15 protein-coding genes are annotated in these 17,213 nt (G+C 45.2%); 5 read left to right on the top strand and 10 right to left on the bottom strand.

The window, feature by feature from the left end; all coding sequences use genetic code 11:
* Positions 1–15: 15 nt before the first annotated feature.
* The 8 genes from JUB15_RS08005 to JUB15_RS07970 form a co-directional block, all read right to left on the bottom strand.
* Positions 16–1,707 carry an NADPH-dependent assimilatory sulfite reductase hemoprotein subunit gene (locus JUB15_RS08005; protein WP_207511936.1) on the bottom strand — a complete coding sequence of 564 codons (1,692 nt, stop codon included), beginning with the start codon at positions 1,705–1,707 and terminating at the stop codon, positions 16–18.
* 98 nt (positions 1,708–1,805) lie between these two features.
* Positions 1,806–3,563, bottom strand: coding sequence for a diflavin oxidoreductase (locus JUB15_RS08000; RefSeq protein ID WP_207511935.1), 1,758 nt, complete (start codon positions 3,561–3,563; stop codon positions 1,806–1,808).
* A complete protein-coding gene (cobA, locus tag JUB15_RS07995; protein ID WP_207511934.1) occupies positions 3,547–4,410 on the bottom strand; it encodes a uroporphyrinogen-III C-methyltransferase in 864 nt (287 codons plus the stop codon). The genes JUB15_RS08000 and cobA overlap by 17 nt, the downstream gene beginning before the upstream one ends.
* An 11-nt stretch (positions 4,411–4,421) precedes the next feature.
* On the bottom strand, positions 4,422–5,393 hold the full coding sequence (gene cysK / locus JUB15_RS07990; protein WP_207511933.1) for a cysteine synthase A: 972 nt from the start codon (positions 5,391–5,393) through the stop codon (positions 4,422–4,424).
* Positions 5,394–5,456: 63 nt separating this feature from the next.
* Positions 5,457–6,293 carry a serine O-acetyltransferase EpsC gene (gene epsC, locus JUB15_RS07985; RefSeq protein WP_369411507.1) on the bottom strand — a complete coding sequence of 279 codons (837 nt, stop codon included), beginning with the start codon at positions 6,291–6,293 and terminating at the stop codon, positions 5,457–5,459.
* Between the two features lie 33 nt (positions 6,294–6,326).
* Positions 6,327–7,565: a sulfate adenylyltransferase subunit 1 gene (locus tag JUB15_RS07980; protein ID WP_207511932.1), complete on the bottom strand. Its 1,239-nt coding sequence runs from the start codon at positions 7,563–7,565 to the stop codon at positions 6,327–6,329.
* A gap of 88 nt (positions 7,566–7,653) precedes the next feature.
* The gene (gene cysD, locus JUB15_RS07975; RefSeq protein ID WP_207511931.1) at positions 7,654–8,562 is read right to left on the bottom strand and encodes a sulfate adenylyltransferase subunit CysD; all 909 of its coding nucleotides are present in this window, start codon (positions 8,560–8,562) and stop codon (positions 7,654–7,656) included.
* Between the two features lie 29 nt (positions 8,563–8,591).
* The gene (locus JUB15_RS07970) at positions 8,592–9,308 is read right to left on the bottom strand and encodes a phosphoadenylyl-sulfate reductase (RefSeq protein ID WP_207511930.1); all 717 of its coding nucleotides are present in this window, start codon (positions 9,306–9,308) and stop codon (positions 8,592–8,594) included.
* A 607-nt stretch (positions 9,309–9,915) separates the two neighbouring features.
* On the opposite strand from JUB15_RS07970, the gene JUB15_RS07965 reads away from it, so the two are divergent.
* From JUB15_RS07965 to JUB15_RS07950, 4 genes are all read left to right on the top strand, one after another.
* Positions 9,916–10,608, top strand: coding sequence for a ClpP family protease (locus JUB15_RS07965; RefSeq protein WP_207511929.1), 693 nt, complete (start codon positions 9,916–9,918; stop codon positions 10,606–10,608).
* Positions 10,609–10,762: 154 nt separating this feature from the next.
* Positions 10,763–11,407, top strand: a complete 645-nt coding sequence (locus JUB15_RS07960; RefSeq protein WP_207511928.1) for a ClpP family protease — start codon at positions 10,763–10,765, stop codon at positions 11,405–11,407.
* Positions 11,408–11,530: 123 nt separating this feature from the next.
* On the top strand, positions 11,531–12,769 hold the full coding sequence (gene clpX, locus JUB15_RS07955; RefSeq protein ID WP_207511927.1) for an ATP-dependent Clp protease ATP-binding subunit ClpX: 1,239 nt from the start codon (positions 11,531–11,533) through the stop codon (positions 12,767–12,769).
* Between the two features lie 155 nt (positions 12,770–12,924).
* On the top strand, positions 12,925–13,098 hold the full coding sequence (locus JUB15_RS07950) for a hypothetical protein (protein ID WP_207511926.1): 174 nt from the start codon (positions 12,925–12,927) through the stop codon (positions 13,096–13,098).
* 123 nt (positions 13,099–13,221) lie between these two features.
* On the opposite strand, the gene JUB15_RS07945 is transcribed toward JUB15_RS07950, so the two are convergent.
* Both JUB15_RS07945 and JUB15_RS07940 read right to left on the bottom strand, forming a co-directional pair.
* A complete protein-coding gene (locus JUB15_RS07945) occupies positions 13,222–14,364 on the bottom strand; it encodes an acyl-CoA dehydrogenase (RefSeq protein ID WP_207511925.1) in 1,143 nt (380 codons plus the stop codon).
* A gap of 168 nt (positions 14,365–14,532) precedes the next feature.
* Positions 14,533–15,441: a ComEA family DNA-binding protein gene (locus JUB15_RS07940; RefSeq protein ID WP_207511924.1), complete on the bottom strand. Its 909-nt coding sequence runs from the start codon at positions 15,439–15,441 to the stop codon at positions 14,533–14,535.
* Between the two features lie 200 nt (positions 15,442–15,641).
* Here JUB15_RS07940 and JUB15_RS07935 point away from each other — a divergent pair, with 200 nt between their 5' ends.
* Positions 15,642–17,150: an ATP-binding protein gene (locus JUB15_RS07935; protein WP_207511923.1), complete on the top strand. Its 1,509-nt coding sequence runs from the start codon at positions 15,642–15,644 to the stop codon at positions 17,148–17,150.
* The last annotated feature ends 63 nt before the right edge of the window (positions 17,151–17,213 follow it).

Raw genomic sequence — 17,213 nt, 5'->3', positions numbered from 1 at the left:
CCCGTCAGCATTAATTTAAATCGTTACCAACTTTTCCCGAACTGCAAAATCTCCAAAGGTTTCACCCGACTGCCTGTTCCTGCTGTATTTTTCGAACAGTTCATCCAGCTCCTTTAAAATGGCAGGTTCGTCAATATTCTCTTTATACTTTTTATTTAAACGGAAACCTTCCCGATCGCCCCCCAAATGTAAGTTATAACGGCCATACGCAGTGCCAACAAAGCCGATCTCTGCTGCATACGGTCTTCCGCACCCGTTCGGGCAACCGGTCATCCGCATCGAGATCTCATCATTTTCCAAACCATGTTTTGCCAGTATAGGTTCAATTTTCGTGATGAGCGATGGCAGGTAACGTTGTGCTTCCGCCAACGCCAATGAACAGGTGTTGAAGGCTACGCAGGCAATGGCGCTTTTACGTACCGCACCTGCATTATCAGTATGTGCAATAATGCCGAAATCCTCTAATATTTTTTCTATTTCCTTCTTGTCTTTCTGGGCAATGTCACTCAGGATCAGGTTCTGGTTACAGGTGAACCGGAAATTCACTTTCCCTGTTTTTGCGACTTCCAGCATAGCCGTTTTTAATGCTACTTTTTCATCATCGGTTATGCGGCCACTTTCAACAAATACCGTGTAATACCATTTACCTTCATGGTTCTTATGCCAGCCGTAATCATCAGCCCGGCGGGTAAAGGTAAAGGGCTTAGGCTCTTCCAGCTTGAACCCACAACGTTTTTCCAGTTCTTCCCTGAAAGCCTCGATCCCCATTTTGTCGAGGGTATACTTCAACCTCGACAGCTTACGATCACTGCGGTTTCCGTAATCACGCTGAATCGTGATCACTTCCAATACCGCTTTCAATGTATTTTGTTCTCCACGCACAAAACCAAGCATTGACCCCAGCCGTGGATACGTTTGTGCGTTTCCATGGGTAGCACCCAGACCACCGCCGGCCGCCAGGTTAAAACCGATCAATTTGTCATTCTCAACAATGGCGATCAGGCCCAGATCATTGGCAAATACATCCACATCGTTGTTCGGCGGAATGGCAATGGCCACTTTGAATTTGCGGGGCAGGTACCGGTTTTGGTACAATGGATCTTTCTCTACTTCTTCTTTTTCCTTGGTATCTAGCAATGGCTTTTCATCGAGCCATATTTCATAATAGCCTTTTGATTTCGGCAAACCCATCTGGCTTATCTTATCTGCATAAGCAAAGATCTCTTCGTGGATAGGCGAAAACTTGGGGTGAGCCGCACAAATTACGTTACGGTTCACATCACCGCAAGCGGAAATAGAATCGAGGTGAATGGTATTGAAAGCCTTGATGGTTGGTTTTACATGTGATTTTAAAATACCATGCAGCTGAATCGTCTGGCGGGTAGTGATCTTTATCACCCCGGTTGAATGTTCGCCGGCAATATTATGCAAACCAACGTATTGCTCACCGGTCATAAAACCACCCGGCAACCGCAACCGGAGCATGTATGAATACAGCCACTCGAGCTTTTTGGCGCTGCGCTCTTCGCGGCGATCGCGGTCGTCCTGCTGATACATGCCATGGAATTTGATCAGCGCCTGATCGTCTTCACGCACTGCACCGGTTAACTCGTCGTGCAGGCTCTCTTTTAATGTACCGCGCAAGCCATCGCTGGCCATTTTTATTCTTTCAGTAGAAGATAGATTCTTATTATCGTTTGTACTCATCTCTAAAAGTTACAGGTTTCAAGTTGCAGGTTACAGGGCTTTAACGCTTAGCTCTCTAACCAATTTTTTTATTTTGCCAATTACAAATGCTCATTGCATCAATAAACATCTTTCAGGTAGCGGCCCTCTTCTTTCAGTTGGTTCAGATACTCAACTGCCTGGGCGCTTGTTTTGCTTCCGAAGCGTTCAATGATCTGTAACAGGGTATTTTCAACATCCACACTCATGGGTTCTTTCGCTCCGCAGATGTACACATATGCACCATTTTGTAACCACTCATAAAATGCTTTGGCGTTTTCGAGCATTTTATGCTGTACATATATTTTTGATTTCTGGTCTCTTGAGAAGGCTACGTTCACTTTGGTTAACACGCCGGTTTGCATCCAGTTCTGAATTTCTGTTTGATACAGAAAGTCGGTAGTAAAATGCTGATCGCCAAAGAACAGCCAGTTACGACCGGTAGCACCAACTGCATCGCGTTCAGCAATAAACGATCTGAAGGGAGCAATACCTGTACCGGGTCCGATCATGATCACATCTTTCTCGGGCGCCGGCAACCGGAATTGATTGTTCTTATGCACATAAAATTCCAGCGGGCTGTCAACAGGCAGATCCGCCAGGAAGTTAGAGCACAGGCCATGTTTTACTTCGCCGTTCACTTTAAAATTATCCCTTGCTACAGTTACATGCACTTCACCGCTATGCGCCTCAGGCGATGACGATATTGAATACAGCCGCGGCGTGATCGGTTCAAGAATGCCAATCACTTCTTCAAACTGCGCAGCATTATTTACCGGATATATTTTCAACAAATCCAGCAGGCTGATCTTTGTTTCAGGAATATCCTGTTTTACAATGGCAGCATACTGCTTCACCACGCGCTCGGGTAAATAAGCAATGTTCACTTTCTTCTTCAGTAACTCAAGAACGGTATGCGACTCATTGCGGTAAGACAATGTTTTCCTCGCGTCCACACCGGTTAATGCAATAATAGCATCTACAGCAGCCGGTGCATTTTCCGGAACAATTCCGATTGAATCACCGGGTTGGTATTCCAGCTCGTCTGCTACGATCTCGATATGATGAGTTGCTTTGTTAGAACCTCTGTCGTTCAGGTTTATATTGGTAATGATGTTACCAGTGTATACTTTTTTACCGGTTGGCTTTTTGGCCACTACGGCGCCAACACTGGCAGTACCATTGCTGCTGGTGGTCGTAGTTAATGAATGCAACACCTGCGAGAACCAGCCTTCGGCATCGCCCTGGTAATCTGTATCGCATTTGATCAATGGAGCAATGCGTTGCCCGCCGAGTTTTTGCAATTGCTGGTCTACATCCTCGCCGGCTTTGCAGAACAGGGGATAGGAAGTATCGCCCAGTGCAAGCACACCGAACTTAATTTGCGGCAACTTGAATCCATTCTGATGTATGTGGTCGTAAAATTTCTTGGCAGTAGCAGGTGGCTCCCCTTCGCCCTGGGTGCTGATAATGGTAAAGAAGTATTCTTCCTTGGCCAGATCATTCAGGCGATATTGATCAAGGCTAACCACTTTCGCCTGGATACCGCTTTTCTTTGCTTTGGCAGCCAGGTCGGTAGCCAGCTTTTTAGAGTTACCGGTTTCAGTACCATAAGCTATGGTAATCTTGGATACAGCAGGTTTACTTTCAGCAGGCGCAGCTACCGGTGCAGTCGCTGTTGCGGGCGCTGCAGCAGTCGCTGTTGTTGATGCCAATGACGGCTGGTCGTGGCAATTCATTAACACGCCGGCCAGGAATCCATTCATCCAAACCAGTTCTTCTTTGGTAGAAGACCTTACTAAATCCTGTAACAATTTCAGTTTATGCTCTGCTAACATGTTTATTTACTTTTTCCGCATTTTCAGTATCGGATGTTGTTGTAATCAGTTTTGCGAGGGGTTTGAAATAATGGGCTGCACTATTGCTGTTCTCGATCCATTTGAACGACTCATGCAAAGCCACTACTTTACCTATGATCACCAGCGAAGGGGAAACAAATGTTTTTCCCCGAAGCTGATCATCGTATTTATATAGATTGGTTACGTGCACGTTCTGCAATGGCGTGGTTGCCTGCTCAACTACTGCAAGCAATTTATCACTGCCAATATTATTCTTAACCAGGTTATCCACTACATGGTCAAGTGTTTCAGATGACATGTAGAACACCAGGGTATCATTTGTTTCAGCCAGTTCTTTCCAGTAATTATCTGTTACTATATCGAGCTTGTAGCTGGTTAAAAACCTAACTGACGTAGTGAACCCTCTGGCCGTTAACGGAATGCCTGCATAGGCAGCAGCACCAAGGGCCGCCGTTACGCCAGGAATAATTTCATAAGGGATGTTATGCTGAACCAGGGTTTGCAATTCGTCGAGGATGTTCGAGAACATCGTTGCGTCGCCACCCTTTAGCCGTACCACCAGCTTACCCTTCGAAGCATAGTGCACCATCAGTTCATTAATAGTGTATTGTGGCGTGCTCGAACCGCGGCTGCATTGTTTTCCTACGAAAACAATCTCGGCCGCGCTGTTCACATATTGTTGTAATATGAGGTCGCTTACCAGGCGGTCGGCCAAAACCACTTCGGCCTGCTGCAGGTAGCGCACCGTTTTAACCGTTACCAGTTCCGGATCACCGGGCCCGGCAGCAGCCAGTATTACTTTACCATATGTTGGGTTCGTTTGCATGTAACTGTTCACTATTTATATAAACCATCAATTGATAAATACCGCTCACCGGTATCATAATTGAATGTTAACACGCGGGCGCCTTTAGGGATCTCGGTTAATTTTTTCGCTACTGCCGCCAACGCTGCACCGGTTGAAATACCGGCCAGGATCCCCTCTTCTTTCGCAAGTCTTTGTGCGTATACGAAAGACTCGTCTTTACCCACCTGTACCGTTCCATCCAGCAATTTAGTATTCAGGATACTGGGAATGAAACCAGCACCCAGTCCCTGCAAAGGATGCGGACCGGGAGCCCCACCGCTGATCACGGCTGATAATTCAGGCTCCACAGCGTATACTTTCAGGTTAGGGAACTTTTCTTTCAGCACTTCTGCAACACCTGTGATATGGCCACCGGTTCCTACGCCGGTGATCAGGTAATCGATGCCATCGGGAAAACTTTCCAGAATCTCTTTGGCGGTAGTTTCGCGGTGCACTTTTACATTCGCTTCATTATCGAACTGTTGGGGCATCCAGCTATTGGGCGTTTTTTCAACCAGCTCTTTTGCTTTTTCAATGGCACCCTTCATGCCTTTCTCGCGCGGCGTTAATTCGAATGTGGCGCCGTACAACTCCATCAGCTGTCTTCTTTCCACGCTCATCGATTCTGGCATAACCAGGATGAGTTTGTAACCTTTCACAGCCGCCACCATGGCCAACCCTATACCGGTGTTACCCGATGTAGGTTCAATGATCACACTGTTTCTATTCAAAATGCCTTTTTGCTCTGCATCTTCGATCATTGATAATGCAATACGATCTTTGATGCTGTTGCCCGGATTGTTGCGCTCGAGCTTGATCCAGACCTCATGGCTATCGCCATACAGCCTGTTGATCTTTACATGCGGCGTTTGGCCGATCGTTTCAAGAATATTACCGGCTCTCATTCGCTGGTTGTTTTGGTTGGGTTTTATATTGTTTACCTGTTTTTCTTCCGTAATCATATTAATCTGTTTTGTGTTGCCAGGCGTGCGACACTTTAAAAGTGTGGTGTGGCACACCTTGTTTTAAATAACAAAATTCAGGGGTTCAGGAAACGGATTCTTGTCCCGGACCTTCACTTCACTTTTATGATACACGACCGAGAACGAGGGCACACTGTTCGTTAGCCAAACGTTACCGCCAATGATACTGTCCTTTCCAATAACCGTAGTACCACCTAAAATGGTAGCCCCCGAATAAATGGTCACATTATCTTCAATAGTCGGGTGGCGTTTTGCCACGTTATCTTTAGATACGCTTAATGCGCCCAGGGTTACCCCCTGGTATATTTTTACATTATTACCAATATCTGTGGTCTCACCTATCACTATGCCTGTGCCATGATCAATGCAAAAGGCTTCGCCAATGCGTGCGCCGGGATGAATATCAACCCCCGTTTTGCTATGCGCATATTCGGTAAACAATCTTGGCAGGATCTCAACGCCCTGCTCCCATAACTGGTGCGATAAGCGATATACGGCCGTGGCATAAAACCCGGGATAAGCTACCAGCACCTCTTCTACCGAACGGGCGGCAGGGTCAAACTGCAACAGCGCCTCTGCATCTTTTATCAATTTTGCATACAGGGCAGGAATGGCCGCAAAGAACGTTTCCGTAATGTGCACTGCTTTCTCTTCCTTATGCACCACATCGTACGCCAGGCTCGATAGATGGCTCTTCAATAAATTAAGCTCTCTTTCCAGGTCGCTTACCTGCTGGTGCTTTTTATTGGGCAAAAACAAGAAGTTAAATGCCTGATCAATGAACTGCTCTGCCAATTCCTTATCAGGAAATGACCTATCCACTTTTTTATGCTGTGTAAATAAATGCTGTATAAATTCACTCGTACTCATGCTATTCATTGTTCAAGGTTAAACAATCTTGTTACTGCTCAACTATTGAATCATACAGGCGCCTACAGTTACATGGCTTGTTTCGTCTATCAGGATCGCACCACCGTTCTCGCGCAGTTCGCTGTACGAATCGTAAGGAACCGGCGAAGCTGTTTTTATTTTTACTTTTATTACGTCGTTCAATGCTGCGGATGTAGCTTCTGTCTTTTGCAGCGTATTTACATCCAGCCTGTATTCAATTTCTTTCACCACGCTTCTTACTACCCGGCTGTTGATCTGCAGTAGATACTTGTTGCCGGTTACCAGTGGTTTATTATCCATCCAGCATAATACCACATCCAGCTCCTGGGTTGTTTTAGGCAGGTCATCGCTTTTTGCAATAACATCGCCGCGGCTGATATCAATATCATCTTCAAGGTGAAGGATGGCGCTTTGCGGTGCAAACACTTCGTCCACTTCCTTTCCGTTGTGCTCAATGGCCTTGATCGTGCTGGTTTGTCCCGAAGGCAGCACTGTGATGGCATCGCCTTTACGATAAATTCCACTGATCACCTTACCTGCATAACCACGATAGTCGTGCAGATCGTCTGTTTGCGGACGAATAACATACTGCACAGGGAAACGCGGGTTGGTGAGGTTAATATCTTTGTCTACTTCTACTGATTCCAGGAAGTGCAGTAAAGAAGCGCCTTCAAACCAGCTCATTTTTGGTGACTTTTCAACGATGTTATCACCAAACACGGCGCTGATCGGAATATAGGTAACATCTTTCAGGCCCAGCGATTTTGCCACTTCGGCATAATCGATCACAATGTTGTTATAAACATCCTGTGAGTAATCAACCAGGTCCATTTTATTAATGGCCACCACTACGTGGGGAATGTTCAATAAAGAAGTGATGATGGAGTGGCGGCGGGTTTGCTCCACTACTCCGTTACGGGCATCGATCAGGATAATGGCCAGATCGGCTGTAGAAGCACCTGTGACCATGTTGCGGGTATATTGAATATGACCAGGCGCGTCGGCAATGATGAATTTGCGTTTGGGCGTAGAAAAGTATTTGTATGCCACGTCGATCGTAATGCCCTGCTCCCTTTCGGCACGCAAGCCATCTGTTAACAAGGCCAGATCGATCTCTCCCTGCTCTTTGTTCTTACTTTGTTTCTCAATAGCAGCCAGCTGGTCGATCATAATGCTTTTGCTATCGTATAATAAACGGCCTATCAGGGTACTCTTACCATCATCTACACTGCCTGCTGTTATAAATCTTAATAAATCCATCTTAATAATTTTGAGATTTTGGGATCTTGCGATTTTGGGATTCAATTAAATCTCTAAATCCCGAAATCAGTAAATCAAAAATCAGAAATCAGAAGTATCCGTTTTTCTTTCTGTCTTCCATCGCTGCTTCCGAAACCTTGTCATCGATTCGGGTTTCACCACGTTCGCTTGTCTTGGTAGCAGTGATCTCGCTGATGATATCGTCGATGTTCGAAGCATGTGATTCCACAGCTGCGGTACAGGTCATATCGCCTACCGTACGGTAACGCACTTTTTTGCGCAACACTTTATCGGTAGGATCGAGTTTTATAAAATCGCTTACAGCTACCAGTTGTCCTTCGTGATCGATCACATCGCGTTCGTGCGAGAAATAAATGGAAGGCAGTTCTATCTTTTCACGGCGGATATAATTCCATACATCCAGTTCCGTCCAGTTACTGATCGGGAATACCCGAACGTTCTCACCTTTGGAAATTCTGCCGTTGTAGGTATTCCACAATTCGGGACGTTGCAGCTTCGGATCCCATTGACCGAATTCATCCCGTACAGAAAATATGCGTTCTTTGGCTCTTGCTTTCTCTTCATCACGGCGGGCGCCACCAATGCAGGCATCAAACTTGAACTCTTCGATGGTATCGAGCAGGGTGTACGTTTGCAAAGCATTACGGCTGGCGAACTTTCCCTTGGGTTCAGTAAGGTGTTTTGCTTTTATGGTATCTTCTACATTACGCACGATCAATTTTTCGCCAATGGTCTTTGCCAGTTCGTCGCGGTATGCCAGCGCTTCTGGGAAGTTGTGGCCGGTATCGATGTGCACCAACGGGAAGGGAAATTTACCGGGACGAAATGCTTTCAGTGCCAATTGCACGAGGGTAATGGAGTCTTTTCCACCGGAAAATAACAAAGCCGGTCTTTCGAATTGCCCTGCTACTTCGCGGAAGATATGAATAGCTTCCGATTCCAAATGATCCAAATAATCTAAACTATACTTACTCATATTTCTGTTTTCAGGAATTCAGTTAATAATTATTTATGAATATGCAGGCCACATTCCTTTTTAGCCGCATCTTCCCACCACCAGCGGCCGGCCCTGAAATCTTCGCCAGGCCGAACGGCACGTGTACAGGGTGCGCATCCAATACTTACAAAACCACGGTCGTGCAGTGGATTGTAAGGTACATTATTGTCATCGATGTATTTCTTAACCTGCTCAGTGGTCCAGTGCAGGATCGGATTGTATTTAATGATCTGATTGGTTTCGTCCCACTCAATCACGCTCAGGTCTTTTCTGTCGGGTGAATGTTCAGCGCGCAAACCGGTGATCCAGACCGCATTTCCGGCCAATGCTCTTTTCAGCGGTTCTACTTTTCGAATAAAACAGCATTGTTTGCGGTTCTCCACCGATTCATAAAATGCATTCGGTCCTTTATCGGTCACATACTCTTCCAGTAAACGATAATCGGGGTAGTACGCTGTTATATGGGTGTTATACTTTTCGTTCGTGTTGTTCCAGACAGAATAGGTTTCTGCAAATAACCGCCCCGTATCGAGAGTAAAAATATTTACAGGGAGCTGGTGGTTCAGGATCTCATGGGCAATTACCTGGTCTTCATAACTGAAGCTGGTTGAAAAAGTGACCTGGCCGGGAAATTGCTCTGTGAGCAATTTTATAAATTCGTGAATATTTAGTCTATCTGATTGGTGGGTTAAATCTGTCAAGTGTGCCTGTAATGTTGAGCTCATATGGATTATCATTCAAATTTCATTCATTCATTAATCTGGAACCTGGAAAGCAATGATGGTCAAGCGAGTAGTGCAGGTGGTTAACAACAACAGTACTTGTTGCAACAGGAGATGTACATTATTTGTATGGCGTGGGAACGAAACATAATAAGTCTACTCAATTTGTAGATCAAAGATAATACAGAAAGACGGTTCTCAAAAAATTTTTTCTACCAATCGAGTGGACTAAACGGCTATTTAACAAAAAGCCCTACAAACAATTGTTTGTTTGTGACGTTTGAACAGGCGCCATTTTTAATTGTTGATTCAGCACTTATTATTCATGCAAAATAAAGCTAATGACTGTTTGGTTAACCATTGCACCGTGCTGGGTATCAAATTCATCTGCCGGGCCGGCACCAGGCTGACAGCCCTTTTTTGTCTACCAGTACCGGTTAGGCCGCCAGGACCCCTGAAGGGCCTTTTTTGCCAGCCGGTCTGCCTGTATTGCAGGTTAAAAAGGATTGTTTATGAAGATATTAGGCCAAATTGGCTGTTTTTTTATGTAGCACGGTATTTGGTTTGTCACAAAGACTTAAATTGCCAACTCAAATAACAGAAAAGTACTATGAATCTTGGAAAAGAATTTGAAAAATACGCGGTACACCACAGAGGTATTTCAAGCAATACCCTGCACAGTTACCAACAGCACCAGGTTACCAACCTAACTCCCAATATTATTGAAGAACGTCCCATGAATATTGCAGTCATGGACGTTTACAGCCGGTTAATGATGGACCGTATTATTTTCCTGGGCTATCCGATCAATGACGAAGTGGCTAATATCGTAACTGCACAAATGTTGTTTCTCGAAAGCACCGATCGTACGCGCGACATCCAGATGTACATCAATTCTCCCGGTGGCAGCGTGTATTCCGGTTTAGGTGTGTATGATACCATGAATTACATTACGCCCGACGTTTCTACCATTTGCATAGGTATGGCTGCTTCTATGGCTGCTGTATTACTGTGTGCAGGAACAAAAGGCAAACGTACTGCCTTAAAGCACAGCCGGGTAATGATGCACCAGCCCAGTGGCGCTATTGGCGGTCAGGCCAGCGATATCGAGATCACTGTAGCCGAGATCAAAAAGATCAAAAAGAACCTGTACGACGCTATCTCTTTCCATACCGGCAAATCGGTGAAGCAGGTTGAAAAAGACTGCGACCGCGACTACTGGTTAACTTCTGAAGAAGCCAAAGAATATGGCCTCGTTGATGAAGTGTTACTGATCAATCCGCGTAAAGAGAAAAAAGACTAAGCGAACGTTTCGACTATCCGCAAAGGCCTTGTTTCGTGCTCCGTGCTAAAGCTTTGGCGCAAGCGACGGAAGCCCCAAAGGCGCAGCGGACAACAGGGATCGCTCAATATCTTTGAACAATATTGTGATTTACATTCAAATCAAATAAATTATCATGCAGATATATTCTAATCACTTGTTTCAGCCATTTCGCATGGATGATGAAGATGAACCAAAGGAAAACGGAGAAAAAGAAAAAAATCAGGAATTCGGTGTACTGGCCAAGAAAATGGAAAAGTTCTTTTTTGAAAAAAGAGCTGTGTATCTGTGGGGGGTTGTTGAAGACAAATCGGCCAGAGACATTGTAACCCGTTTGTTACTGCTCGATAACGATAAACCTGGCGAAGAGATCAAATTCTTTATCAACAGCCCGGGTGGTGTAGTTACCAGTGGTATGGTCATTTACGATACCATGCGGATGTTAAAAAGCCCCGTTAGTACCATTTGTATGGGGCTGGCTGCATCGATGGGCTCCATCTTACTGAGCGCCGGCGCAAAAGGCAAACGTTATATCTTCCCGCACGGTGAAGTGATGATACACCAACCCAGTTTGGGAGGCTATATGCAGGGGGTAAGTGCCGACCTGGAGATTCAAGCCAAACAAACCAAAAGGACCAAGGAAATGGGTGCACGCATTCTTGCAGAAAATTGCGGTAAGAAATTTGAGCAGATCATGAAAGATTTCGATCGCGATTACTGGATGGATGCTAAAGAAGCCATTGAATATGGCATTGTAGATCAGCAAGTTGAAAAGTTATAAATACAGGTTAACCTTTAAAAGTCCCAAATTCCCTGTACTAATATTCTGGAAAAGGAGTTTGGGATTTTTTATTGGGATTTGGACTTGCATTTAGATACCTTTGTAAGCGATTTTATACTAAACATGGCTAAAACAACACTACACTGTTCTTTTTGCGGACGCAGCCGCGATGAAGTAAAGATTCTTATTGCCGGGCAGGAAGGACATATTTGTGAAAATTGCGTTGAGCATGCACGCGAGATCATTGAACAGGAACTGATGATCCGCCATGAAAGTACACCGCCTTCCACTTCGTTCAAACTGAACGTTAAGAAGCCGGTGGAAGTAAAAAGATTCCTGGATGAATATGTGATCGGTCAGGATGAAGCTAAAAAAGTATTAGCAGTGGCCGTTTACAATCACTATAAACGCCTTCAGCAAAAACCGTCGGACAACGAGGTAGATATTGAAAAAAGCAATATTGTGATGGTAGGTGAAACGGGTACCGGTAAAACGCTGCTGGCGAAAACCATTGCCCGGTTACTGAATGTGCCATTCGCCATCGTAGATGCTACCGTATTTACTGAAGCCGGTTATGTGGGTGAAGACGTGGAAAGCATTTTAACACGCCTTTTACAGGTATGTAATTATGATGTAGCCGCGGCTGAAAGAGGCATCGTGTACATAGATGAAATTGATAAGATTGCCCGTAAAGGCGATAATCCATCCATCACCCGCGATGTTAGCGGTGAAGGCGTTCAACAGGGATTACTGAAGTTGCTGGAAGGTACCGATGTACTGGTTCCACCCCAGGGCGGCCGTAAACACCCTGAACAAAAGCTGATAAAGATCAATACACAAAATATTCTCTTTATTTGCGGCGGCGCTTTTGACGGTATTGATAAAGTGATTGCCCGCCGGGTAAACACCAATGCCATTGGTTTCAATGTGAACAAAGAGCTGCAGGAACACATGAAAAAGAACCTGCTGCAATACATTAATGCTACCGATCTGAAATCGTTCGGCCTCATCCCTGAGTTACTGGGCCGTTTGCCGGTGGTAACACATCTGAATCCGCTCGATAAATCGACCCTCCGTTCTATTTTAACAGAGCCCAAGAACGCATTGGTGAAACAATACCGCAAGTTGTTCGAACTGGAAGGTATTCAGCTGACCATTGACGATGATGTATTGAACTTCATGGTTGATAAGGCCGTTGAATTCAAGCTGGGCGCCCGTGGCTTACGCAGCATTTGCGAAAGCATTTTAACCGACGCCATGTTTGAATTGCCATCCAGCAAACAAACCGTTTTCCATTTAAACCTGGAATATGCGCAGAAGAATTTCGACAAGAGCAAGATGAGCCTGTTGAAGGTTGCGTAAAAAGGCGGAACACCTAACGCTTAACGCGGAACGCCTAAAGCTAAATAAAAACGGTTATGTTTCTGATTTGCATAAATAGTGAGTAATATTGAAAAACGTCAGCCACCAAACTGACGTTTTTTATTACCGTAATTGTCTTCTCAAAATATTTTGTTATGCAGGAACTAGTAAACAAATTAATGGCTGAAGGATTAACTGAGCAACAAGCTTATAAAGCCATTGAGATCATCAAGAATTTTGCAAAGGACAAATTCCCCATTTTCGGCGGCGCCATAGACAAGCTGTTCGATAAATACGGCCCGAAAGATGAAGATGATATTATGCCGTAATTCTATTATGAGTTGTCGGTCAATGCAGGCAACCTGAGTTTGTGCTTTCCTTGAGCTGCAATAAAAAACCCCGACTTACGGTCGGGGCTGTCATGACAAGCAACCTTGAGCAGTATTCAACTATTACGCTCTTAACACTTCCCTGGCAATGACAATCTTCTGAATTTCTGATGTGCCTTCGCCAATGGTGCATAATTTACTATCGCGATAATATTTTTCTACAGGAAAATCTTTTGTGTAACCATAACCGCCGAAGATCTGTACAGCTTCGGTAGCCACTTTCACTGCCACCTCGCTGGCATAATACTTCGCCATTGCAGCTTCCTTACTCATCGTTTCACCGCGCATCTTAAGATCACATGCTTGCAGGGTCAGCAGTTCCGCAGCGGCAATTTCAGTGGCCATATCGGCCAACTTAAATGAAATACCCTGAAAGCCGGCAATAGGTTGATCGAACTGGTGACGCTCTTTCGCGTATTGAATAGAGGCTTCATACGCCCCTTTGGCAATACCCAACGCCAGTGCGGCTATGGATATTCGCCCCCCATCGAGCACTTTCAGTGATTGTTTAAAGCCATCACCAAAACTACCCAGCCGGTTGGCATCGGGGATGCGGCAATTATCAAAGATCATTTCAGCAGTTTCACTGGCACGCATACCCAGTTTATTCTCCTTCTTACCTGCTTTAAAACCGGGAGTGCTTCGTTCTACTACAAATGCGGTTGCATTATTCTTTGCACGCGGTTCACCCGTGCGGGCAATGACGACGGCCACATCGGCGCTTTTGCCATGGGTGATCCAGCATTTGGTCCCATTCAGGATCCAGTGATCGCCATCTTTCACGGCTGTCGTTTTCATATTGGCAGCATCGCTTCCCGTATTCGGTTCCGTTAAGCCCCATGCTCCCAACCATTCGCCGGAAGCGAGCTTCGGCAAATACGTTTTCTTCTGCTGCTCATTGCCAAAACTTAACAAATGACCGGTACAAAGAGAATTGTGCGCCGCCAGGCTTAACCCGATGGAACCACATACCTTGGCAATTTCCTGTATAATGGCTACATACTCATAATAGGATAAGCCGGCGCCGCCGTACGTTTCAGGAACAAGTACGCCCATTAAGCCCAATTTTCCCATCTCTTTGAACACATGGATGGGGAATTCCTGTGATTCGTCCCATTCCATCACATATGGCTTTATGTGCTGCAGCGCAAAATCGCGGGTTGACTGTGCAACCTGATCAGTAAGCTCAGAGGTTTGAAAATTCATACTTAAATATACCTGAATTAACTGGCAAGATTCGTTAAAGGCTTATGCAATATAGGAGCTTTTTTTCACAATACTAACATTTGTTAGTATTTTTTTGAAAAGATTATTATTTAACAACCATACACTTATGCTGCAGTTTTTTCCTTACTCACAAAAAATCAGACCACGTTAATCCACAGCTACATAGGCTGCAATTTTCTGATACAGCTCGGGCGTAATGAGCACAATTTGTTGCAGTTCCTCAGGAGAATGAAAAGCACCATGTTGCTGACGGTATTGCACAATGGCATTGGCAATGTTCCACCGGATGTAAGGATGTTGTTTCAGGGCATGCACGTCGGCCGTGTTGATATTGATCTTTTGCAACGCTACCCGCGAACATTGTAAACGAGGTCTTATTAATTGAAAAGTAGAATCAGGCAGTCCAAACGTCTCCCCTACCTGCTGAATGGAATAAAAGCCGCCCAGCTTTTCCCTGAAATGAACAATGCGGCTGGCCAGTTTACTGCCGATACCCGGTAGGGAAATAAAAGCCATCGTGTCGGCTTCATTGATATCAATGATGGGTGCAGCTGCTTTGACATAGTTTGCCCGTGGTTCTTCTTTACCGGAATTTTCTACTGGCGGCGCGATTTGAACATAGGGCATCAATCGTTCAACGTCTGCTTTTTTTAACCCATATACCTTTTGCAGGTCAGCCGCATGTTTGAAATGGCCGCCTTTGGCTCTATACCGGAGTATCGTGTTGATGGTTCGGTCACGAATGCCCAGCTTTTTCCAGCCGGCAGCATCCAGTGTATTGGGATCAAACGGAAAAAGCGTTGCAACCACCTGGTCGTTCACCGGTTCATCATACATACGCTGATCTTTTGAAGAAAGCCGGGCCAGCTCTTTCTGCATGGTTGAACGATGTGTTCTGTGCAATGCAAGCGCTTCGGCGGTTACTTCGGTGTTTATAGACGGCGAATTAAAGAATCGCGGGAGGATGCTGCAAATGCCAATTCCGGTGAGTAGCAAATAAATGCCAATGCGTTCTTTCTTTGTGAAAGTGAAATAATCTTTCCAGTTGGTATCCATAATCAATGTTGTGCTTTGACAATGATCGATCCTGCTGCTGCTAATTATTGCCTTTCACGAAGCGGTTCTTTTATCTTTTCTACAATTTTTCACCATGTAGATAAAAAAACGCTTGGTTTTTAATACCTAAATATAAGTATTTGAATCCATAAACGTTACACATATAGTCGTAGCTGGCTCCCTTAAGCCCTTTCACCCTTATGAAGTATCATCATTTACTTGAAAAACAGGTTGAAATCCTGTCAGCCCAACACCGGTATGACCCGTCTATACAGCAATTCCTGCAACTGATCGATCAATCGTATAAAAATCTTGAAAGCGAACAAAAGCATGCAGAGCATGCTTTTCAGGCCTGTGAAAAAGAATACCAGGATATATTGCATAACCTGCAGCTTCAGAATAATATTTTCAGCCAGTCGGTGCAGCAATTGAAAGCTGCCATCTTAAAGCACGAACCGCAGGCAGCGGCCATTATTGAAAGAGAAGACAATGTGCTGATCAACATCATTTCCTATCTGGAAAAACAGATTCAGAAAACAAAAGAAACGGAAGCTGAACTCATCAGGGCGAAAGAACAGGCGGAAGATGGCGCCCGCGCCAAAAGCGATTTTCTCTCGGTGATGAGTCATGAGATCCGCACACCGTTAAACGCCATAATTGGCATTGCTCATCTCCTGTTGCAGGAACAGTTGCTTCCCAATCAGCTGGAAAATCTGAAGGCACTGAATATTTCGGCCGAAAACCTGCTTCGCCTGATCAATGACATTCTTGACTTTGCTAAAATAGAAGAAGGGAAGATCGTGCTGGCCGAAAAAAATATCAACCTGCAGGAACTTGCCATGAACATTAAAACAGCTCACCAGATACGGGCAGCCGAACGCGGCAATACGATCAATATGGTGATCGATAACGCCCTTCCGCCTTATGTGCTTGGCGATGAAGTGCGGCTTGGACAGATCTTGCATAACCTCGTTTCCAATGCCGTGAAATTTACCCGCAATGGCGTTATCACGCTACAGATCACCCTGCAGCAAATGCAGCACGATGAAGCAACTATTTTGTTCTCTGTAACCGATACCGGCGTTGGTATTGACAAAGAAAAGCAAACGCTCATCTTCGACCGGTTCACCCAGGCCAATGTTGATATTGCGCGGGAATTTGGCGGATCGGGCCTGGGACTGGCCATTGTTAAGCGGCTGGCCGCATTGCATAACAGTGATATCCACCTGAACAGCGAAGTAGGCCGTGGATCTACTTTCTTTTTTACCATAAATTTCAAAGCCGGTAAACCGGAAGCACAAGCCAGACAGGCAATCAGTGGAAAGAGTGACCTGTCGGGCATAAAAGTATTATTGGTAGAAGATGTGGAGTTCAACATCATGGTTGCGAAAAAAATGATCACCAACTGGAATGGCGCGGTAGACATTGCGGAAAATGGCGCTATTGCCGTGAATAAACTGCGGCAGGCCAGCTACGATATTGTGCTCATGGATCTGCAAATGCCGGTCATGGATGGGTATAATGCCACCCAGCACATCAGGAATTTCAATGAAGCTGTTCCCATTATTGCGTTAACTGCTTCCGCATCGGCTGACATCCTGCAGAGGACGCGCGAGTTTGGGATGACCGACTATCTTGCCAAACCATTCAAGCCGGGCGAGTTGTATGAGATGATCTCGAAGTATAGTCGTCAGCAGTTGACCAGTTAACTATTTAATAAGTTGATAGAGTTGATATAGTTCATAAAGTCAAGTGGCCAGTGCCGACGAAGC

This window comes from Longitalea luteola (assembly GCF_017356035.1).
Taxonomy (GTDB): domain Bacteria; phylum Bacteroidota; class Bacteroidia; order Chitinophagales; family Chitinophagaceae; genus Niastella; species Niastella luteola.
This window is presented reverse-complemented; position numbering and strand designations above follow the sequence as displayed.